This window comes from Marinifilum sp. D714, from assembly GCF_030851345.1.
Classification (GTDB): domain Bacteria; phylum Bacteroidota; class Bacteroidia; order Bacteroidales; family Marinifilaceae; genus Marinifilum.
In genome coordinates, this window is record NZ_JALPNU010000004.1 from 1 (window position 1) to 22,817 (window position 22,817).

Annotated in this window: 14 protein-coding genes; 9 read left to right on the plus strand and 5 right to left on the minus strand. The window is 35.5% G+C overall.

Translation table 11 applies throughout. From position 1 onward, the window contains the following. A partial coding sequence (locus M0051_RS05285) for a gliding motility-associated C-terminal domain-containing protein (RefSeq protein WP_306740512.1) occupies positions 1 to 4,467 on the plus strand: 4,467 nt, incomplete at its 5' end. Positions 4,468 to 4,592: 125 nt separating this feature from the next. Further along, a complete protein-coding gene (locus tag M0051_RS05290) occupies positions 4,593 to 5,585 on the plus strand; it encodes a type IX secretion system membrane protein PorP/SprF (protein ID WP_306740513.1) in 993 nt (330 codons plus the stop codon). 63 nt (positions 5,586 to 5,648) lie between these two features. On the opposite strand, the gene M0051_RS05295 is transcribed toward M0051_RS05290, so the two are convergent. The 3 genes from M0051_RS05295 to M0051_RS05305 all read right to left on the minus strand — a co-directional run bounded on the left by M0051_RS05295 (position 5,649) and on the right by M0051_RS05305 (position 10,044). Beyond that, positions 5,649 to 6,362, minus strand: coding sequence for a hypothetical protein (locus M0051_RS05295; protein WP_306740514.1), 714 nt, complete (start codon positions 6,360 to 6,362; stop codon positions 5,649 to 5,651). A gap of 108 nt (positions 6,363 to 6,470) precedes the next feature. Then, positions 6,471 to 7,241 (minus strand): peroxide stress protein YaaA, encoded by a 771-nt coding sequence (yaaA, locus tag M0051_RS05300; RefSeq protein ID WP_306740515.1) that lies wholly within the window; start codon positions 7,239 to 7,241, stop codon positions 6,471 to 6,473. A 217-nt stretch (positions 7,242 to 7,458) separates the two neighbouring features. Beyond that, a complete protein-coding gene (locus M0051_RS05305; RefSeq protein WP_306740516.1) occupies positions 7,459 to 10,044 on the minus strand; it encodes a S9 family peptidase in 2,586 nt (861 codons plus the stop codon). Between the two features lie 732 nt (positions 10,045 to 10,776). Between M0051_RS05305 and M0051_RS05310 the strand changes: the two genes are divergently transcribed. The 3 genes from M0051_RS05310 (at position 10,777) to M0051_RS05320 (ending at position 15,098) form a co-directional block, all read left to right on the plus strand. Beyond that, the gene (locus tag M0051_RS05310) at positions 10,777 to 12,219 is read left to right on the plus strand and encodes an MATE family efflux transporter (RefSeq protein WP_306740517.1); all 1,443 of its coding nucleotides are present in this window, start codon (positions 10,777 to 10,779) and stop codon (positions 12,217 to 12,219) included. A gap of 874 nt (positions 12,220 to 13,093) precedes the next feature. Next, a complete protein-coding gene (locus tag M0051_RS05315) occupies positions 13,094 to 13,666 on the plus strand; it encodes a hypothetical protein (RefSeq protein ID WP_306740518.1) in 573 nt (190 codons plus the stop codon). Continuing rightward, positions 13,656 to 15,098 (plus strand): PAS domain-containing sensor histidine kinase, encoded by a 1,443-nt coding sequence (locus M0051_RS05320; RefSeq protein ID WP_306740519.1) that lies wholly within the window; start codon positions 13,656 to 13,658, stop codon positions 15,096 to 15,098. The genes M0051_RS05315 and M0051_RS05320 overlap by 11 nt, the downstream gene beginning before the upstream one ends. A gap of 65 nt (positions 15,099 to 15,163) precedes the next feature. Here the strand turns inward: M0051_RS05320 and rlmD are convergent, their stop codons facing one another. Further along, positions 15,164 to 16,573 carry a 23S rRNA (uracil(1939)-C(5))-methyltransferase RlmD gene (gene rlmD / locus M0051_RS05325; protein WP_306740520.1) on the minus strand — a complete coding sequence of 470 codons (1,410 nt, stop codon included), beginning with the start codon at positions 16,571 to 16,573 and terminating at the stop codon, positions 15,164 to 15,166. Between the two features lie 220 nt (positions 16,574 to 16,793). Between rlmD and M0051_RS05330 the strand changes: the two genes are divergently transcribed. After that, entirely contained in the window at positions 16,794 to 17,912 is a 1,119-nt protein-coding gene (locus M0051_RS05330) for a hypothetical protein (RefSeq protein ID WP_306740521.1), read from the plus strand. Positions 17,913 to 17,945: 33 nt separating this feature from the next. Here the strand turns inward: M0051_RS05330 and M0051_RS05335 are convergent, their stop codons facing one another. Continuing rightward, entirely contained in the window at positions 17,946 to 18,362 is a 417-nt protein-coding gene (locus tag M0051_RS05335) for a hypothetical protein (RefSeq protein ID WP_306740522.1), read from the minus strand. A 201-nt stretch (positions 18,363 to 18,563) separates the two neighbouring features. Here M0051_RS05335 and M0051_RS05340 point away from each other — a divergent pair, with 201 nt between their 5' ends. The 3 genes from M0051_RS05340 to M0051_RS05350 all read left to right on the plus strand — a co-directional run bounded on the left by M0051_RS05340 (position 18,564) and on the right by M0051_RS05350 (position 22,817). Further along, a complete protein-coding gene (locus M0051_RS05340; RefSeq protein ID WP_306740523.1) occupies positions 18,564 to 19,313 on the plus strand; it encodes an AAA family ATPase in 750 nt (249 codons plus the stop codon). Positions 19,314 to 19,406: 93 nt separating this feature from the next. Further along, positions 19,407 to 21,347 (plus strand): ABC-F family ATP-binding cassette domain-containing protein, encoded by a 1,941-nt coding sequence (locus M0051_RS05345; RefSeq protein WP_306740524.1) that lies wholly within the window; start codon positions 19,407 to 19,409, stop codon positions 21,345 to 21,347. A 225-nt stretch (positions 21,348 to 21,572) separates the two neighbouring features. Further along, positions 21,573 to 22,817, plus strand: a complete 1,245-nt coding sequence (locus M0051_RS05350) for a DUF418 domain-containing protein (protein WP_306740525.1) — start codon at positions 21,573 to 21,575, stop codon at positions 22,815 to 22,817.

Consider the following 22,817-nt stretch of genomic DNA (forward strand, 5'->3'; position numbering starts at 1 on the left):
ACAGGACTGACTTACCAATGGCAATACCATACAGGTGATAATGTATTTGTAGATGCAAATATTGCAGATGTATCAACAGTTGGTGCAGTGTCAACTTATACAATTGCCAATGCAAGCCAGGCAATGGAATCCTGGGGAGTAAGATGCATTGTAAAAGATGGTTCAAGTGCAGATGATACTTCAAATGAAGTAAAAGTCGAAGTTTATGAACCAGTAGAATTTACACCTATTGATGATCAGATATTGTGTTTCGATGAGAGTAAGCAAATAAAATTGGATGTTACTGCAGGAACTACACCATTAACTTATTCATGGACCAAAGATGCTACAGAAGTTTCTCCAACTGCGATTGTAAATATTGGAACTGGTGATAATGGAAATTATCAAGTAGCAGTTGGTAATGGAGTATGTCCTGACACAAGTGATGATTTTACAGTTGTTCATCGTTCACAATTAAGCTTGAATGCTTGGTCAAATAGCAGTGAATTTTGTCTGGGTGGTTTAGAAACATTATCAGTAAGTGTTAAGAGTTTCGATCCAGCTTTAACTTTATCATACAAGTGGTATAAAGACGGTACGGAAATTCCAGGAGCAACAAAAGCTGATTATACCTTTACTCCGGTAGATAAGAGCGAATCAGGTCAATATAAAGTAGAAGTGTCTGATGGATGTTCAATAGAATCTGTATCTGGATATGTGAATGTATATGAATCGGTTACTACTGTAAATAAATGGGTAGATCCAGATGATATTTGTGTTGGTAGTGAACTGAACCTGGAAGTTGATGTAACAGGCGATGTAAAATCATACACATGGACTCATAATGGAAACCCAATAACAGCAACAACGAGTTATTTGGTTGCTGCTGTTACTGATACCGATGCAGGAACCTATGAGTGTATTGTTGAAGATCATTGTGATAATACTTATACCTACACAAGTCATATTACAATTATGGATGCGCCTTCAATTGATGGAGATGGTATTGAAAAGCTTATTGCTGTTTGTGAAGGAGATCCTTTGATATTAGGAACGATAAGTGTGACTGGATCATACGATGCTATTGAATGGACATTAAATACTGGATCGACAAATACTGTTGCTGGAGTTCAGTTGAATTTAGGAGATGCAACAACAGCAATGGAAGGAAATTACAAAGTTGAAGTTTCAAATAAATGTGGATCTGATGTTTCAGTAGGAACTCAGGTTGTTAATCCAAAACCAACATTAAGCCCAATTGCAGATCAAACTGTTTGTGAAAATGAGGATGTTGTGTTTAGAGCAAAAGCTACAGGACGTGATTTAAATTATCAATGGAAAATTGATGGAATTCCTCAGCCTTCTGCTATTGCTACACTATTAATTAGTGGTACTGAAGTACTTCCAGCAGATGAATTTACTCCAAAAATATATACTGTGGAATGTACTGTTACCAACGATAATGGTTGTGGAGAAACATTAACAGAGACTGCTCAACTGACTGTAAATCCTTCAACAATAATTCTAGCTACTTTAAAAAATGTAGTTCGATTTGTTGGTCAGGATTACACAATGACTGTTGATGCTACAGGTCATAATCTAACTTATACATGGACTCATGTAAAAGATGGTGTTGCCACTATCTTATCTGAAAAAACAAATTCACTAACGCTAACAAATATTCAATTTGCTGATGAGGGTTATTACAATTGCGAAATTGAAGGTACTTGTGCAACTCGATTGGCAACAGGTAAGTTAACCGTTAAAGAGCCGGTTGTTATTACTGATGGATTGGTTAGTTTGGAAGAAAAATGTGTTGGTGAACCATTAAGTTTAAGCATAGATGCCACTGGTCAAATATCGTCGGTTAAATGGTTTAAGGATGGGTTTGAAATTCCAGGAGAAACAAAATTGACCCTTTATATTGCAGAACTTAAAGCAACTGATGCAGGAGTTTATACTTGTAAGATTGAAGGAGAGGGTGCTCCAGTAGATGGCATTGTTGAGGAAACAACGGTTCGTGTATATGAGAATACAACGCTTCTAGCTACGCTAGGAACCAAAACAGTTTGTGAAGGCCAGGAGTTAGAATGGATTCCAAATGTAAAAGGAGCAGCGAATATTAAATACAAATGGTTCTTTGGTGGAGTTGAGATTTCAGATCAAAAAATTCTGAATTACAATCCAACACTATTAGCACATGAAGGAAATTATGAAGTACAAGTAACTGGTTTATGTGGTAATGTTACAACAAAAGGTAGCTTAGAGGTGACAGAATTGTCAGTAATTATTTCTGTTAGTGACAATGTAGAAACTTGTGAAAACACCTCATTGGTAGAGTTTAGTGTGAGTGCTACCGGAGAGGAACTCAAATATCAGTGGAGAAAAAATGGAACTGACATAGATGGAAAAACTTCTCCTGTATTGAGCTTAACATCTATTCAGCTTGATGATGAGGCCAATTATACTTGTAAAGTTTACAATTCATGTGCAGAGGCCATTAGTGATGAAATGACGCTTAAGGTAATTCCTCAATTGAGAATCTTATCTGAAATGGCGGATATTGAGGTTTGTTCTGGTGAAGAAGTAACGCTTACAACGGATGTTGAAGGAAATGATGTAACATATCAATGGAAGTTGGATGGGGTTGACTTAACCGGAGAAAATGCATCGGTATTGAATTTGGGTAAAACAAGCCCTGATGATAGTGGATACTATACATGCATTGTTTCTGATAGATGTACAGATTCAAGATCAACAAAACCTACAGAATTAACAGTTCATGAATTACCAAACTCGAGAATCTTAGGTAGAATGGTACTTTGTGCGAAAGAAGATAGAGTTACATATACAACCGATGCAATGCCCGAAATTGAGTATGGTTGGGGAGTAGAAGGTGGTTTGTTTGCCGGACCAGATAAAGGTTTACGTACTCGAATTACTTGGGGGGAACTGGCGAATGGTGAGCTTTCTATCATGATTACCGATGTTGCTACAGGTTGTGAGTCGAAAGTAGATTCATTGGTGAAATTAAATGCTCTACCTGATGTGAATTTGGCTCTGTTTGAATCAAAAGGAGTATGTAATGAAAGTTTTGCTCTTTCAGGAGGGTATCCTGATGGTGGTATTTATTGGGTGGATGACATTTCTGAAGAGGTATTCGATCCGGCAGAAAAAGGTGCGGGAACCTATAATGTTCATTATTCTTATACGGATGAAAATGGATGTTCCAATGTAACTTCAAAAACCACTTTACGTGTAGATCCATTGCCAACGGTAAATATTACAGATGATACTACCATTGGTAGTTGTAAGCCTTTTAAATTAAGTGCAGAAACAGATGAAAATAATATTCAGTGGGCACCTGCAGCAGATTTGGACGATGCGAATTCGATGAATCCAACATTTACCCCTGGAAAATCACAAGTATTGGTCGCAACGGTTATGGATGAACATGGTTGTACAAATATGGATTTGGTTGAGCTTACAGTAGCTCCACTACCTATTGTAACCACCATTTCCGACACTACAGTTGGTCAGTGTAACCAATTACAATTGCTAACCGATGTTGTAGGTGATGCAGGAGAAATAATTTGGACAAACCCAGATCATTTAGATGATCCTAATTCGAGAAGTCCGAAGATTGTAAATGCTCCTGAAGGAACATTTACTTACAAGATTAGTGTAACCGACCTTTATGGCTGTGATACAGAGGGTGAAGTACTTGTAAATATGGTAGCTGACCCTGAATTAGAAGAAGATAAGTTTGCTTGTGAGGGTGAAAAATTCGAAGTGAATATCGCAGGAATGGAAAATCCGATTTGGGAAGATGGATATACGGATGTTGAGAGAACACTTGATCAACCAGGTAAATATCTGTTAACTGTAGAGAACAAATATGGTTGTGGCGATGAACAAAATTTTGTAATAAATCCAACACCAAAACCAAACTTAAGGAATAATTTGATTTACACTGGACCTAGAGAGATTGAACTTACTAAAGATAGACCAGTAACAATTTTTGAAGGACAAACTGTAACATTAGCTCCAAATCTTCCTTTGGAATATTCTCCTTACTACTTTGAATGGGAAGATGGCAAGGAAGGTAGTATTCTTCAAAGATATGAGGTGTCGGAAACAGGTAAATATAAATTGACAGTAACAGATAATTTAGGCTGTATTGCCAAGGATTCTGTGAATGTGGAAGTGAAACCTGTAGGTATTGAATCTCCTAATGCATTTACTCCAAATTCGAGTAATGATAACGACAAATTTTATTTGAAAGATATCAATTACGATATTGAGAAATTTGAAATGTATGTATACAACCGTTGGGGAGAATTAATGTATAAGACCAACGAGGTTGGTCGCAACGGTGGTTGGGATGGTAAATACAGAGGTAAACTTTGTCCGGCAGGTGCATATGTTTGGATGGTGTTTATTAATGGTGAACTTACCAACCAAGGAACCTTCATGTTGATCAGATAATTGAGAAAAGGTTTTATTTTATCAATAAAATAAATTTATTTTACAAGTGATTTCGAACTTTTAAACAACAGTCCGAATCACTTTTTTAACTAGAATAACTCTGTGGAGTTATAAATAGAGAATAGATGAAGAGAGCTCTGATTGTTTTTTGTGTATTATTTGTGGGAGCATTGGTGCAAAGCTTTGCTCAGGATATCCGATTTTCTCAGTTTTACGCAAATAAACTATACCTGAATCCAGCTTTGGCAGGATCTACAAATAATTCTAATGTTAGCTTAAACTATCGTAACCAATGGCCAAACTTGGATCTTCCATACGTTACCTATAGTGTAGCATTCGATAATTTCTATGAGACCTTAAATGGAGGAGTAGGCGTTATGGTTATTCAGGATGATCAGGGAGATGGTGCTTTAAAAACAACCACCTTCGCGGGGATGTATTCATTCTATTTGAGAATAACCGATGATTTTGTGATTCGTCCAGCCATTCAGGCTGCTTTTATGCAAAAAAAAGTAGATTGGCAGAACCTTGTATTTCCTGATCAGGTTTCACCTATTTATGGTAATATATTTCCACACAATCCTTCCGGTGATCCTGTAAACAGGAGAAAAGATGGATGGGATTTCTCATTGGGATCAATAGCTTACTACAGAGATTTTTATTTCGGTATAGCTGCACACCATTTGGCTAAGCCAGATTTAAGTTTTGATGACGAACAGGAAGATAAATTGCAAACCAAATATACAGTTCACGCTGGAGCCGAATTTGTGTTAGGCGGAAGAAGCAGAAGATATGCCGATAATTGGATTCTTGCCCCGGCATTGCTTTATCAGCAACAAGGAGATTTTTCTCAGATGAACTATGGATTGTATGCAAGTAAAAGTTCTTTGGTATTTGGATTGTGGTTCAATCAGAATTTTGAGCCAAATTACGACTCTTTTATTGCCATGGCAGGATTCGTTACCGAACGCTTTAAAGTTGCTTACAGTTACGATTACGCCATTTCTAAACTAATTCACACAAATACTGGAGCGCACGAAATATCATTCTCTTTTCCGCTTGCTACCACCAAGAAAAGGAGAAAAAGAATTAAAGCAGTTAGAGCACCTGTTTTTTAAGAAAATATTGCATGAAAAAAGGAGGTTTTCAATTTTGAAAACCTCCTTTTTGTTTTGTATTATTTATTTTATTCTTTCAATGTATTTGTCTCTAATTTTCTTCATTAAATCCAGATCTAGGTTCTCAGCATAAACCCTGATCATATCAACAGCTTTAAAATGGTCGTAAATAAAACCCAAAGAAACATCGAAATGAATCATCTCCATATTGTATTTCACTTTTTTGGTTAATTGCTCAAATTGCTTCCAGCTTAGTTTCTGAGGAATGGTAAAATATCCATGATTTGGTTCAATATGATCTTTAAAGTATCCATCTTCGATTATATCCAAAGCAAAAAACTTATCCAATTGAATCATTGCTTTAGAATTGTGAGGAATAGAATCATTTGTCTTAAAAATAATTCCTTCGGATTGATAACACTCCTGTAATTCTTTTACTTGATCGTAATTAATAAGTCTTCTGATACGAATTACGTAGTACACACTGTTATAAATGGTAATGTTACCAATTGCAGCGTGGAACTTGGCCTCGAAATAGCTCATTATTTTTTGCGTAGCCCGAGTAAACTCTTCTAAATCATATCTTCTATCTAATACCAAATAAATATAATGAGGTTGAACATCTTTCTGAAAACCATCGTAATACTCATAATATCCGGGAAACGGATTTGTTGCTTCCAAAACAATGGTATTAGGCAATATTTTATCATCAATAACTTCCAGGGTTTCTTCTTTTAGAAGACTACCATACTTTACAACATAGTTTTCAGTGGTCATATGCAGAGGGATTATGGGGTTAATACTCGGATTATCTTATACTTAAACATAGTAAAAAATGAGAGCAAAAACAAGACTTAAAACTCTTTTTAATAATGTAAATTTTCTTTAATGATCACGAGTGAAAACTGGAGCATTATCTTTTGATAAGTTAGGATTGTAGATATATCCATCTAAATCAAAAGCTTTTAAGTCTTCAGGATTACTTATTCCATTCTGAATAATGAATCGAGTCATTAATCCTCTTGCTTTTTTAGCGAAGAAGCTGATCATTTTGTATTGTCCATTCTTCAGATCTTTAAAAGCAGGAGCAATGATTTCGGCATTTATTTGTTTAGCCTTTATCGATTTATAATACTCATTCGATGCAAGGTTAATTAGATGCTTGTGGTCATATTCTTTTAAATCTTTGTTAATTGATTTCGTGATTTTATCTCCCCAAAACTCATACAGGTCTTTACCTCTTCTGTTTTCCAGTTTTTTACCCATCTCTAAACGATAAGCCTGAATTAAATCCATTGGCTTTAAAACGCCATACAAACCTGAAAGAATGCGCAATTGTGATTGTGCGTTTTCAAAATCCGCATCGCTTAGGCTTTCCGCATCAATTCCGGTATAAACGTCGCCTTTAAAGGCCAGTAATGCTTGTTTGGCATTATCGGGTGTAAAAGGCAAGTTCCACTGGTGAAAACGTTCAAAATTTAATTGAGCCAGCTTGGGGCTGATTCCCATGAAATCTCCAATTTCATCCACTTTAAGTTTGCGAAGAATTTTAATTAATTGTTCAGCATCTTTCGTAAAACTTGCTTCTGAATGAATAGCTGTTTTTGCTTGAGATTCAAAATCTAATGTTTTGGCAGGTGATATAACTATTAACATATTCTGTTCTTTTAATTTTTGATTCTTAAAAGTAAGTATTATTCACATAAGCATCAATAGAGTTTATCATTATTGATAATGTGTTAGTTTCTGTCTATGATAAGGAAAAACACCTAAGATTGGGAAAGGTAACTCAGGGGAAATATGACTTCCCAAAAACAGTTGAGTGTAAATAAAAAAGAGACTGACATTTGCCAATCTCTTTTGATATTAAGGTTTATAAATTTTTATCAGGATATAATTCATCCCACCATTGTGGCTGATCTTTTAAGTATTTTGCAAAATATGCAAAAATGGTATTGTTCCAGAGAATGCGTTTGTTGTAGTTTTGAATCAAGTGATCCTGACCTTTTACTTGTACAAATTCCACATCTTTTCCTAACAATTTTAAGGCCTGATACATTTGAATACTTTCCCCCAATGGTACGTTGGTATCCTGGCTACCATGGAGCAATAACATTGGTGTTGTAATTTTATTGGCATTAAACAATGGGCTTTGGTCTACATAAATGTCTTTTCTGTTCCAAGGGAATGATTTTCCTGTAGCATTCATACTGTACGAATAGCCCCAATATCCTTCGCCCCAGTAGCTGGTGATATCACTAATACCAGCATGAGAAATGGCTGCAGCAAAAATATCGGTTTTGGTTTGTAACAACTGAGTTGTAAAACCACCATATGAAGCTCCGATACATCCAACTTTATCAGCATCGATAAATGAGTGGTCTTTAATAAACTTCTTGGTTCCATCAATAATCTCATCGGCAGTAATAATTCCCCAATTGTTTTGGTGACGAGCCGAGAATTCTTGTCCAAAACCTGTAGCACCACTAGGCTGTAGTAAGTATACCACATAACCCATAGCTGCATACATGTTCAGAGGGTAACGACCTCCAAAACTTCTTTCTACAGGAGACGTTCCACCATAATAATTTACAATTAATGGATATTTTTTATTGGAATCGAAATTAGGAGGATAATAAACGCGACCAATAATCGTAGTTCCATCTTCCTTGGTAAAATTCCAATCTTCGGTTTTGCCGAATATTACATTTTTCAGATGATTCTTTTCAGGATTTGCGATTACATGATTTTCTTTAGAAGCAATATCATAGGTAAATGCTTTGTATGGACTTGAAATTCCACAAGCCACATAGCTAATTGTTTTCCCATTTTTCGACAAGTCAAAACCACGAACCACATCCGAATTCGAATTTAATTCAGTGAATTTTTTCGACGCAATATCATAGCTGAATAGTTTTACGTAGTCTTTGTCTTGTGCTTTAATGTAAATCTTATTATCCAATTTATTCCATACTGCTGCATCAATTGCAGGATCGAAATTGTAAGTAATAGGATCTACATTTTTTGAAGTCAAATCGTAAATGTAAAGCTGTCCATCGTAATTGTTTGCTATTGGATGATTGCCAATATTTTCACCAATCTTACCAAAACAAGAAGGACCTCCTTGCACCAACAATTGTTTGCCATCAGGAGAATATTGTGCCTGACCAGCGGTCAATTTGTCTTCCCAAATGCTTTCCACATTAAAAGTTTCAATATTCATTTGGTAAAGATTCTGCTTAAAATATGGGTAACCACTATAATCAGGACGCGAAGTTGTGAATAGGATATTTTTTCCATCAGCACTAATATCAGCCAAGTTCGTACTTAAAGTTCCGTAAGTTAGTCGTTGTTTTACACCACTTGCAACATCCAATTTGTAAAGGAATGATCTGTATCTATACCATGGCAAACGATCTTCCATGCCTTGGAATTTTTTCATTTTCCAGTCTTCAGAATTGCTTTTCCCTATGCTATAGATGATGAATTTTCCGTTTGGAGCCCAAGTGTAAGAAGAGAAATCTTCGATATTTTCAGCAATTTGCTTTTCAGTATTCCTTTCAAAATCGAAAACAAAAATAGATGCTTTTTCGTTGTATTTTTTGGTATAAGAAATTTGATTTCCGGTTGGTAACCAATTGATGTTTGAAAGTTGTGTTCCTCTGAATGTGTAAAGAATTTTGCCTGTTTCAATTTCTTGGATTTCTTTCCAATTCTCACTTTTATCTGAAGGAGGTAAGGTACGGCTGTAAGAAATTAACGCATACTTGCCATCAAAGGATAAAGCGGTGCTTTTTACTTTTGTGCCATCTAAAACTTTGTTGATATCCATAAACTGTTTTGGAGAAAGGCTCAATTCAAAATGATCAGCTTTTGCATCATTTTTGGATTTCAAAGCAAGTTGAAACTGATTGTTCTTAGAACCGCTTAGAATTTTCACAACAATTTTGTGGTGTCCTTGCTCCAGTTTTAGACTTTTGCTCGACTCTTTGGCTTTATCGGCTTCATGCTTGTATTGCGACAATTGCTTTTTGCCATCCACATAAACCTCAATCATTGGGAAGCTTTTCAACGATAGCTCAACTTCACTCCACTGATCAGTGTTTAGGTATGAAACCAGATAGTACAATTTGTTTTCCTTATTTGGCAAAGAAAGAAAACCTTTAGAATTGGCACTTTTCTTTTTCCAGGTCAATTGCTCATTGTTCCAGTTCAGTTTGTCCGATTCATTAGGAGCAATTTTACAAAGGTCCATTTGGTTTTCCTGTAAAAGATTTTTTAGTTCGAAAGTACTTCCGCTAAAATCCTCGGTAGTGTTGAATGCAGGAAGGTGTAGTTCTATGGCATCCGAAATCAACCAATTTTCAATTGTTTTTTGTTTGTTATCCTCGGTAGAGAAAGCAAAACAAAGATTTACACTTAGTATTACAGCCAGGGCTGATACAATGATCTTGTTCATTTTTATTACGATTTATTTGGTTTGTTGCAAGACCTCAATACTACATAAAATTTAGAGCATAAAAAAGAATATTTGTTAGCTTAGGTCATGTTTCTCGCTGAAATTAACAGTATTGGAAAAATATTTGTTGCGATTTGGATAAATTGATTTATATTTGTGGTACTCACGCAAAAAACGGAGGAAAGCTATGAATATATTTGTCACAAATTCACCTTGCAATTATCTGAGCTAAACAGCTTAGGCTTTCCTTATTCTATAGATATTATTAATTAAGAAGTAACGGAGGCGTAAGCCGCCCGATACGATTTTTGTACACCTAAAAATTTAATGGAGGAAAAATTATGAGTACAACTATGAGTAAACCTGAGCTCTATTAAAAATATGGCCACAGTTTGAATTGATTTTGAGTAGAATTTTTTTCAAATTCTTGAAGGAATATAGGGATATTTCAAGAGGATTTGAGGGAATTTATGCCAAAAGCAAGCAAATTCTTTTAAAAGTCATCTTCATCCAATCTTTACTTTAAAAAAAATTTCAAAATATCCCGATATTCTTTTATAATTTTTAAATCAAATCTTGAATAAATCTGACTTTATGTGTCTTATATTTTTAATTGAACTCAGGTTTTAATTGTGCCCCATTTGTGGAGCTCGTGAAATTTGAAACAGGAAAATGTTTCGAGGAAAAAGCAAAAATAAAGAGTTTAATTCATCATCATAAGCGAAAACGAAAATGCAACATAATAGCAATTTTAAAAAGAAATATGTACGAGTAAAAACAATTGACCGAGTGTGGCAATTGTGGAAAATAATTAAGGATGCCTTATCGGGCGAAGAAAGAGATTATACCAATGGGAAAATTGGGAAAGCCCTATTTATGTTGGCTATACCTATGGTATTGGAAATGGTCTTTGAATCGGTTTTTGCTATAGCCGATATCTTTTTTGTATCCCAACTCGGCGATGATGCAGTCGCAACTGTGGGGATTACTGAATCGATAACCACCATTGTATATGCCATAGGGTTTGGTTTATCAATGGCAACAACAGCTTTGGTAGCCCGTAGAGTTGGTGAAAAGAAGTTCGAGAAAGCTGCAAAAGTCTCAGCACAGGCCATTGTAACCGGAGCGATAGCATCAGTTTTTATCGCGATAGTAGGAATTTTCTTTTCAAAAGACTTGCTGCGATTAATGGGAGCAAATTCTACCATTGTGAATGAGATGTCGGGTTATGCAACCATTATTCTGAGCAGTAACATGATTATCATGTTGCTATTTATTAACAATGCGATATTTCGATCAGCAGGAGATGCCTCACTTTCCATGCGTGTTTTGATTATTGCCAACGGTTTAAATATCATTCTTGATCCATTATTGATTTTTGGTTTAGGACCAATTCCTGCGATGGGCGTTGAAGGAGCTGCAATAGCAACTAGTATTGGTAGAGGATTGGCTGTGATATACCAGTTTATTTTGCTGTTTAAAGGCAGTGGAAAGATACACATCAAAATAGAGCATTTTACCTTGCGATGGAAAACCATCAAGAAATTAATAAACCTGTCGCTTGGAGGAATAGGACAGAATATTATTGCAACCTCAAGTTGGATTGGTTTGATGAGGATAATGGCCGAGTTTGGTAGTGCTGCCATTGCGGGATATACCATTGCAATCCGTATTTTGATATTTATTCTGTTGCCATCCTGGGGATTGAGCAATGCGGCAGCTACTTTGGTAGGACAAAATCTAGGTGCTAATCAACCGGAACGTGCTGAAAAATCGGTATGGGCTGCAGGAAGAATTAATGTAGCGTTTCTTGGTTTAATAGGAATAATATTCTTCTTGTTTCCAACTTATTTTATTGAATTATTTACCGATGATCAGGGGATTGTAGTGAATGGAATTCAAGCGTTAAAAATTATTAGCTGCGGATTTATTTTTTACGGAATGGGTATGGTATTACTGAATTCGATTAATGGAGCAGGCGATACACAAACGCCAACAATATTGAACCTGATTAGTTTCTGGATTGTGGAAATTCCAGTTGCTTATGTGCTGGCAATTCAATTTAGTTGGAACCAAAATGGCGTATTTTATGCCATCCTTATTGCTGAGGCAGTTCTAACACTAATCGCCTTGTATTGGTTTAAAACAGGGAGGTGGAAGCTTAAGAAAGTATAAAGTATAAAGAACTGACAGCGTTCATTGAACCTGTCAGAGTCTTTTAAGTTTATGATTTGAGCTTTGGATTTGAAACTTGGAATTTCTCTATTTTCAATCACTTGCTTTTCTTCCTAATATGTAATTGGTGAAATCTTCAGAATCAACACATTGTCCGCTGCTCTTGGGTGTTAGGAATTATCCGATTTGAGAGAAAGTTTTATAATAACACCCAAACCATGACTTTTCTGTTCAGTAAACAACTGGAGATTATATTTGTTGACCAATAAAATTGTAGGTTGAACATTTATAATGAAGGGATTTGAATATACTTTGGGAAGGTGAGATATATTTTATAAGGGTGTTATGGTGTATGCAAAGTAAATGGGGAATGGATTTTATTTATAGATTATGTTTGTATTGTATGTATTTTTATTTAACTTTATGTATCTATTGTCATTCTTAATAACAAGAATATCATTTCATTATTGATTTATAATGTTGCAATGTGAGTCTATGTTGACTTGAGGGGGCATTGTAATTATTTTTATTTGACGATTTATTCTATTTCTAAATTGAATTGAAAATTATGTCAGAAATTGTAAGGTATAAGATTTCCAGTAGCATTTTGAATAAATGGCAAGATATGTTGAATCTCATTTCAAATACGTTCAATATTTCGAATATAATGATTGCTCAGATTAAAGAATCAAATCTTGAGCTTTTATTAAAAAGTGATACATGCGACAAAGCATTAAGGTTCGAGAATCAAGAATATTTAGATCTTGTAAAGAAGTTAGCTGTAATAAAAGAAATTAGTTCTGATGATTTAGTACTTAACAATTTTAATAATCTCAATTATTTTGGATATCCACTTAAATTTTCGAATTGAGATTTGTTTGGAGTTTTATACGTTGCTAATGAGGAGGAAACGAAATTCGATACAGGTACAAAATGTTCGCTGGTAGAATTCCGAAAGATTATAGAGTCTGATTTAAAAATATTGTATCAGGAAGAAATGAATAAGTTCTTTTTAGAGGAGTATGATTTAGAAAATCAGAAGCTTGTAGAGAAATTATTGAAAAGTGAAATGAAGTATAAGACACTTTTTTCAACATCAAATTCAGCCATAGCTATTCTTGAACCAATTAGGAATGAAGTAGGAGAATTGGTGGATTTACTCTACAAGGATATGAATCCGGCAAATGAAGAAATAATAGAGATCTCTAAATACAATGCTATTGGTAAGACTTTGTTGGAATTGTTTCCAAATACTGAACCTGAATGGATTGCTTACTTTAAATCGGTTATAAATGATTTCAAGAACACCAATTTTTACTCCTATCATTCGGATATTGGGAAGTTCATTTATGTAGATTCATTTCCGTTAAGTGATGAGGAATTTGCGATTTCGGTGGTAGATTTAACCGATAAGGTTAAATTGAAGGAGAAGTTAAGTGAAGAATAGATACAAGAATATTTTTTACGGTAGTTCATCTGTAATGATGCTTGTATCGCCAGAAAATGGGTTGATAAAAGATGTGAATGAAAGTGCTTGTGAGTTCTATGGTTATTCAAAAAGTGAACTGCTAAATCTTAAAATTTGGGATTTAAATATTGCAGGAGAAGTTTCTGTTTGGGATAACATTAAGAGAGCCAAAATTAACCCCAAAAAGCTTTTTAAAGCTCAACATCGCATTGCATCGGGAGAAATTAAAGATGTTGAAATTTCATCAGGTGTTGTTATGGTTGATGGGAAAGAACTTTTACACTCTGTAATACGGGATGTGACGGAGAGAAATAAGAATTTGCTTAAACTAACTAAACTATCAAATGCGGTTGAGCAAAGTTTAGCATCAATAGTAATAACGAACACCAATGGTGAGATAGAATATGTGAATCCGACATTCTGCAAGGAGACAGGATATGATCTTGGAGAGCTAATAGGAGAAAATCCAAGGATTTTAAAATCAGGCAAACATTCAGCTATTATTTACAAAGATTTGTGGCAAAAAATATCGTCGGGTGAAAAGTGGGAAGGAGAATTTTATAACAAACGTAAAGACTCTAGTTATTATTGGGAATCGGCTTCCATTTCACCTGTGCTTGACGATGAAAATAGTATCATAGGATACTTAAAAGTTGGATTGGATATTACAGAAAAAAAGCTTACTGAAGCCAAATTAACGCAAGCACTGATTAAGGCAGAAGAAAATGACAGACTTAAAACGGCTTTCCTGGCTAACCTTAGTCATGAAGTTAGAACTCCACTAAATGGTTTGTTGGGATTTACTGATTTTATTGCTGATGATAATGTGACAAATGAAGAAAGGAAAGAATATGCTTCAATAATAAAAGATTGTGGAAATCAGCTTATGAGTATAATGGATGATATATTGGATGCTTCATTGTTGGAGGCAAAGAAATTACAAATAAATGTAGATCGTTTTTATCTTGATCCATTTTTATCTGGGCTAAAAAACCTTCATTCGGTTGAGGCTGAAAAAAAGAAATTAAGTGTAAAGTTGGATTACATGTTTAACCCAAATTTTGAAATACATACTGATAAAGGTAAACTGCTCCAGGTTTTTAATAATTTGATTCGCAATGCCATTAAATTTACCAAAAAAGGTGAGATTATCATTGGTTGTGAAAGTTTAAAAGATGTTGTTCTTTTTTATGTGCAGGATACAGGAATAGGAATATCTTCGGAGCATCAGAAGATTATTTTTAGCCGTTTCAGACAGGTTGAAAATCACCTTATCAGACAACATGGAGGAATAGGGCTTGGACTATCCATTTCGAAAGACATTGTAGAGTTATTGGGAGGTGAATTGTGGGTAGAATCCGAAGTTGGCCAAGGCTCAAAATTTAGTTTTACAATTCCGAAAAAGTATTAATGAATAAATAAAAAAGCTCGCAAAGAATATCTCTGCGAGCTTTTTATATTTTAAGCATGAAAAACTTAACGTTTCTCCAACTGCACAATATTCTCCACATGATGAGTGTGTGGGAACATGTCGACAGCTTGTACTTTGGTTACTTTGTAGGCTTCGTTCATTAGTGCTAAATCGCGAGCTTGAGTTGCCGAGTTACAACTAACGTAAACAATGCGTTTTGGAGCTGCGTGCAGAATAGTTTCCACTACATCAACATGCATACCGGCACGTGGTGGATCAACAATCATGGTATCAGGTTGACCGTGAAGCTCGATAAATTCTTTGGTTAGAACATTTTTCATGTCACCAGCAAAGAATTTTGTATTGTTAATTCCGTTGATTTGAGAGTTTACCTTAGCATCTTCAATGGCTTCTGGTACATATTCGATACCAATAACCTGCTTGGCTTGTTTTGCTACGAAATTGGCAATGGTTCCAGTTCCCGTGTACAAATCGTAAACCACTTCGTCGCCTGTTAGTTCAGCAAATTCGCGAGTTTTGCAGTACAATTCGTAAGCTTGATCGGAATTGGTTTGGTAGAAGGATTTTGGACCAATTTTAAATTTCAAATCTTCCATTTGCTCGAAGATATGATCTCGTCCTTTAAACAATACTACCTCCTGATCGGTAATAGTATCATTTGCCTTTTCGTTGATCACATACATTAATGATGTGATTTCAGGGAATTTTTCAACCAAATGATTCAGTAATGCCTCTCTCTTTTCCACATCTTCGTGGTAGAAAGTAACAATTACCATATTCTCACCTGTAGATGCAGTTCTAATGATTAATGTTCTTAGGAATCCTTCGTGATTGCGGATATCGAAGAAGCTTAAATCATTGGCAAAAGCAAATTCCTTAATGGCCATTCTAATGGCATTCGAAGGTTCTGGTTGTAGGTGACATTTGTTGATGTCAACAACCTTATCGAACAATCGGGGAACATGAAAACCAACTGCAGGAGTGCGGTTTAAATCTTTACCGCTGGCAATTTCCTCGTTGGTTAAATATCTCTTGCTAGAGAAGGTATACTCCAACTTGTTACGATAGAATTCGGTTTTGGCTGAAGCCAATATTTCATTAACCTCTGGCAATTCAACTTTACCAATTCTTTCCAAATTGTCGATTACTTCCTGTTGCTTGAACTTTAACTGTTCTTCGTATGGCAAATTTTGCCACTTGCATCCACCACAAACACCAAAGTGCTCACAAAAGGCATCTTTTTTTAATGGAGAATGTTCGTGAAAGAAAACAGGATTACCTTCCATATAACTTTTGCGTTTTTTGGTAACCTGTACATCCACTACATCGCCTGGAATTACGTTTGTAACAAACAGCACTTTTTCATCCACTTTTGCGATGGCCTTTCCTTCGGCGGCTAACTTCTCAATTCTAATGTTTTGCAGAAGGGGTTTTCTGTTTCTTTTTCTTCCCACTTGTCTTATATTTTTAATTTGGGCACAAAGATATAAAAAGTCGAAAAGTCGAAAAGTCGAATAGTCAAAAAGTCGAATAGTCAAAAAGTTGAATAGTCAAAAAGTTGAATAGTCAAAAAGTCATATTACATTTCCCGATACCCTATCTAAATACTTCTTCCTTTAATTTGTTATCTTTAGCAAGTATTCCAAAGCCACAAATCTTATTTATAATTTAACTATGAACAAGCTACTTGCTGTTATCAGTTTGTTGTTGTTGGTGTCGTGCGGTACGCAACAACCAACAAAAGTTCCATGCTTTGCATGGCTTGGAGGTCCGGGCGAAGCAACCGACGCACAACTTTTACAAAAATTTACTGATTTAAAAGAAAAAGGAATTGATGCTTTGATGTATAATGGAGGGCATGATCCTGCCGTATATCAACGTGTGGGAAAAATTGCCAAAGAGGTTGGCCTGGAATTTCATACCTGGATACCAACAATGGTTCAAGGCAGAGATAAAAATATTCCCAAAGAGTTGTATGCCGTAAATGGAAATGGGGAATCGGCTTACGATAAACCAGCCTATGTAGATCACTATACGTTTTTGTGTCCCAACAAGGAGGAGGTATACAAATATCTTTCAAACTTATATGTAACTATTGCTCGATTGCCAGAGGTTGATGGAGTACATTTGGATTATATTCGTTTCCCGGATGTAATTCTTGCAAAAGGATTGTGGGATAAGTATGGCTTGGTAATGGATAAGGAATATCCGGATTTTGATTATTGCTATTGCGATAAGTGTAAGGCTGATTTTAAGGAAAAAACAGGTGTCGAAATAACCGATCAGGCTAAGGCAAGAGAATTGCAAGAGTGGAAAAAGTTTCGTCAGGATCTGATTACAAAAATTGTTAATCGATTGGTTGAAGATGTGCATGCCCAAGGTAAAGACATTACGGCAGCAGTATTTCCGGGACCACATTCACATGCAGTTAAAATGGTTCGTCAGGAATGGAATCAATGGAACTTGGATGCCTTCTTACCAATGAATTATAATGATTTCTATTTGGAGGGAACCGAATGGATTGGTAAAATGTGTAAGGAGTCTGTTGAAAGTTTAAATGGAGAAAGACCAGTTTACAGTGGTTTGTTTATTTGTCCAAATCCAGATTCAAAAACAAAAGAAGCAGACCCTGAGAATCATGGCCTACTACCAGAAGAGATTGGAGAAGCAATTCGTGAATCGATGGTGAATGGTGCTTCAGGAATTTGTTTGTTTACACCTGGTAGGATGACAAAGGAACACTGGATAGAATTCGAAAAGGCGATTTATAAAGATTATTCGAAAGAGTATTAAAAATAAAAGGAGAACCTCTTAAGTTCTCCTTTTTTATGATGCTTTTTTGTTTGATAGCTTTGATAATGCTTGATGGATTTGTAATGTTTTTTTGTTTTGACAATTCGAATTGATCCAATCTAAACCTGCCTTTTCAGAATTAAAAACTTTCATGGCAATGCCCAAATGTTTAACACCCTCAATAAGAAGCATGCTTTGTACAACCTGCGAAGGGGTATTGGTTAAAACGGCAATCTTTTTGGCATTTATTTTTTCTTTTAGAAAAAAACTGGTGTATCGTTCATTGTCTTTTACAGATGCTTCCAGGTTAAGACTTTTAATGTCTATTAAAATATCAACCGGGGAATCAAGCTTTAAGTTTTTGAATATAGATTTAAACTCCGAAACTAAAATTTTTTGATCAACCTTCTTATCACTACAAGCAATAACCAATTGCTTTTCTTTTTTCAAATATGAATATCTAATACAGCTCATTTCCTTTCTAATGGAATTTCATTTGTACTCATACAGAGTTCATTGATAAAAAATAGTTCGCAAATGTAATTCTTTTATAAAACTCTCAAAATGACTTTGCTTATGATTAAGGATAAAATACTAAGTTTGCAACACTAAATAAACAACAACAAAACACAGCAAACACAATATTTAAGCATGAATCATCTGTTTATACCCAACAATGGAAAAGTTGACATGAATGACGTTGTTTTTGACGAACAACTTTTTTCACAGATTTCTCAGTTTTTAAGAGAATACGAACATGTTGAAATTCTTACAAAGTATGGATTGCCGGTTGTCAATAAGATATTGCTATACGGAAAATCGGGATGTGGTAAAACCATGACAGCAAAGGCAATTGCCAATAAACTGAATAAGAAAATCAAAACAATAAACCTTGGAAACATTATTTCTTCGAAATTAGGAGAGACTTCAAGAAATATTGCTTCGGCTTTTAAAATGATTGAAACACAAGAGGCCGTTTTGTTTTTCGATGAGTTTGATTCTTTGGGAAAAGAACGAAACTATGACAACACCGATAGTAGTGAGATGAAACGTGTTGTGAATGGTATGATTCAGATGATGGATCACTTGCCAAAGAATTCAGTAATGATTGCAGCAACCAATCAAATTGATATGATTGATGAGGCTTTGATTCGCAGATTCGAACTGAAAATGGAATTTCAAAATCCTAAAAAACAGGATCTTGATCGATTGTATGACAAATTGTTGGCTCGTTTCCCTGAAGAGTATGCAAAAGTAAATCGTGTTTATGATATTTCTTTTGCTGAAGCCGAAAATATCGTAATGACTGAGGTGAAAGAGAATATCATTCAGTCGGAAATGTTGAAAAAGGCAGTTATTAGCGAACAGGCATCAGTGAACAGTGAGCAGTTATCGAATTAGAATTTCTGAAGAGCAATTAATAATTATTCATTACTAATTATTAATTGCTCATTCTTCATTATTTTTGTCGCCACATCTTAAAAAGGAATTAATATGATCTCTATAAATAATCTTACAGTTGAATTTGGTGGTTTTACTCTTTTCAAAGAGGTAAGTTTTCTTGTGAATTCGCGAGACAGAATTGGCCTTGTTGGAAAAAATGGAGCAGGAAAATCAACTTTGCTTAAGATTTTTGCGGGATTACAGGGAGCCACAAAAGGAAATGTTTCCATTCCTTCTGAGATTAAGATTGGTTACTTGCCACAGCAAATGAACCACTTTGATGGCAGAACAGTAATGGAGGAAGCTCTTACTGCTTTTGAGGAGGTATTGGGCCTTGAAAAAGAGATTGCAAAAATTAATGCTGAAATTGCTGAGCGCACCGATTATGAATCGGAGGATTACATGAAGTTGATTAATCGCTTGAGCGATAAAAACGACCGTTATCACATGATGGGTGGTGAAAATGTTGATGCTGAAGCTGAGAAAACCCTAATGGGACTTGGTTTTTTACGCAGCGATTTCACTCGTCAGACCAACGAATTTAGCGGTGGTTGGAGAATGCGTATCGAATTGGCTAAGATTCTTTTGCGTCGTCCGGATGTTTTTCTTTTGGATGAGCCTACCAACCATTTGGATATTGAGTCAATTCAGTGGTTAGAAGATTTTTTGAAGGTGTATCCCGGAGCTGTGGTGTTGGTATCGCACGACCGTGCATTTTTGGATAATATCACCAACAGAACAGTTGAGATTTCGGTTGGGAAAATATACGACTATAAAGTTCCTTATTCTGAATATGTTGTTTTGCATGCCGAGCGAAGAGAACAGCAGATGAAAGCCTACATCAATCAGCAAAAGATGATTAAGGATACAGAGGATTTTATTGAACGATTCAGATATAAGGCTACAAAGGCAGTTCAGGTTCAATCTAGAATCAAGCAACTTGAAAAATTGGATAGAATTGAAGTGGATGAGGAAGACTTATCGAAATTAAATTTGAAATTTCCTCCTGCTCCACGTTCTGGCGATTTGGTTTGTGAAGCTAAAAATTTGAGTAAAGCTTATGGCGATCATCTGGTTTTAAGCGAACTGGAGTTTGTAATTGAAAGAGGAGAGAAACTTGCTTTTGTAGGAAAGAATGGGGAAGGAAAATCAACTCTGGTAAAAGTTTTAATGGGAGAGTTAGAGCATACGGGAATCTGTAAGGTTGGTCACAATGTAAAAATCGGATATTTTGCTCAGAACCAGGCTCAACTTCTGGATGAAAACAAAACGGTTTTTGATACCATTGATGATGTTGCCGTTGGCGATGTAAGAACCAAAATCAGAGATATTCTTGGAGCTTTTATGTTCCGGGGGGAGGAAGTTGATAAGAAAGTAAAAGTGCTTTCGGGAGGAGAAAGATCTCGATTGGCTATGATTCGCTTGCTTTTGGAGCCGGTGAATTTATTGGTGCTCGATGAGCCTACCAACCATTTGGATATGAAATCGAAGGATGTGTTGAAAGAGGCCTTGTCGCAATTTGAAGGAACTGTTATTGTTGTTTCTCACGACCGTGAGTTCCTGGATGGTTTAGCATCGAAAGTTTATGAATTTGCCAACAAAAAAATAAAAGAACACTTGGGTGGGATTTATGACTTCTTAAGAGCTAAACGCATGGAAACTCTTCAGGAGTTAGAAGTGAAAAAAGCGATTGTTCAGGAGAAAGTTGAAGAAGCTCCTTCGGAAAATAAGTTGAATTACCTGGAGAGAAAAGAGTTAAGTAAGAAAATCACCAAAATGGAACGCAATGTTTCCAAGGCTGAGGAAAACATAGCTAAGTTTGAAGAGCAAATTGCAGAAATGGAAGATTTGCTTTCAAATCCAGAGAAAATGCAAGATCAATCTCTTTTTACCAAATATGAGGATGCCAAGAAAGATCTTGAAGATGAAATGATGGCCTGGGAAGAATATAATGAGCAATTAGAGGAATTGATTGCTGAGAGAGGAGAGTAGTTTAAAGGATAAAGGATAAAGGAGTCATTGTCTGAAAATAGGTTGACTACAGGTCTTAAATTAAAAGTGAACATTGCTTTGTGGACTTTGTGCATTAACTTAGTGTGTCTTTGTGGTTAAAGTTTTTGTGTAGGAAATCTTTGCGATCTCTTAAAATAAAAAACCACTGCGCTCTTTACGTGAAATATTTTATTTCTTTAATCTTCTTATCTTAGAAAGAAAAAAATGCAAACTCCGCATGCGGCCCCAACTGCTTTAAAAGAAAGAATCCATTCCCTCGATATTTTGCGAGGCTTCGCACTATTGGGCATTCTATTTATTAATATTCAGCTTTTTGCTTTGCCAAATGCATCATTTGCCAATCCTTTGGTGTTGGGAGAAATGAGTGAATTGGAAAGTTTTTCTTATTGGCTGGTTCATGTTTTTGCCGAGCTAAAGTTCATGAGTATTTTCTCCATTCTGTTTGGTGCAGGCATTTTGTTATTTGTGAATCGATTGGCAGATAAAGGCATTGATGGTTCCAGGATTCACATCAGAAGAATGATGTGGCTTCTACTTTTTGGGATGATTCACGCTTATTTAATTTGGTTTGGCGATATTCTGGTTGCCTACGCAATTATTGGTTTAATTGCTGTACTGCTTCGCAAAGTGAAGGATGTATGGAAGTTGGTTCTCGCTGTATTTCTTTACATGGTTCCTATGCTTTTCTTTTATGCAATTGGAAGTATGTTTGATACCATGCCTGAAAAAATGATGGAAGAGTCAATGTCTGAATTTTTACCTTCTGCTGAGTCATTATCTGCTGAAATAAACCTATATCAGCATGGCTCGTGGTTCGATATCTTTGTGAAAAGGGTTCAGTTAAACATGAACTATCAGGTAGGAGGCTTCTTTATGCTTTCTTTATGGCGAACTACAGGAATGATGTTGCTGGGGATGGTGCTTTTAAATCAAGGAGTTTTATCAGCAAAAAAAACCAAACTATTTTATGCTGGAATGGCTGTTTTGGGGATAGGTATTGGTGCATTAATTTCCAATTATGGGGTTCAGGAAATGGCTCAAAACAGATGGGAAGTAGTACACTATTTCAAATATGGATATCAGTACAATTATTTTTCCAGCATTTTTACTTCTCTAGGGTACATTGGCTTAATCATTTTGGTGTATCAATTAAATCTGTTTAAATTTTTAACGAAAGCTTTCGAAGCAGTTGGTCGATTGGCTTTTACAAACTACCTTTGCCAATCCGTAATTTGTTCCATCATTTTTTATAGTTACGGATTTGGATTGTTCGGTGAGTTCAGCAGGTTTGAGTTGCTATTTTGGATGCTTGGCATCTGGATTTTTCAAATGACTTCATCTTATATTTGGTTGAAGTATTACAGGATGGGACCATTGGAATGGTTGTGGCGATACCTAACCTATAAGGAAAAACCACAACTTACATTAAATGTAAAATCAAGGAATTAG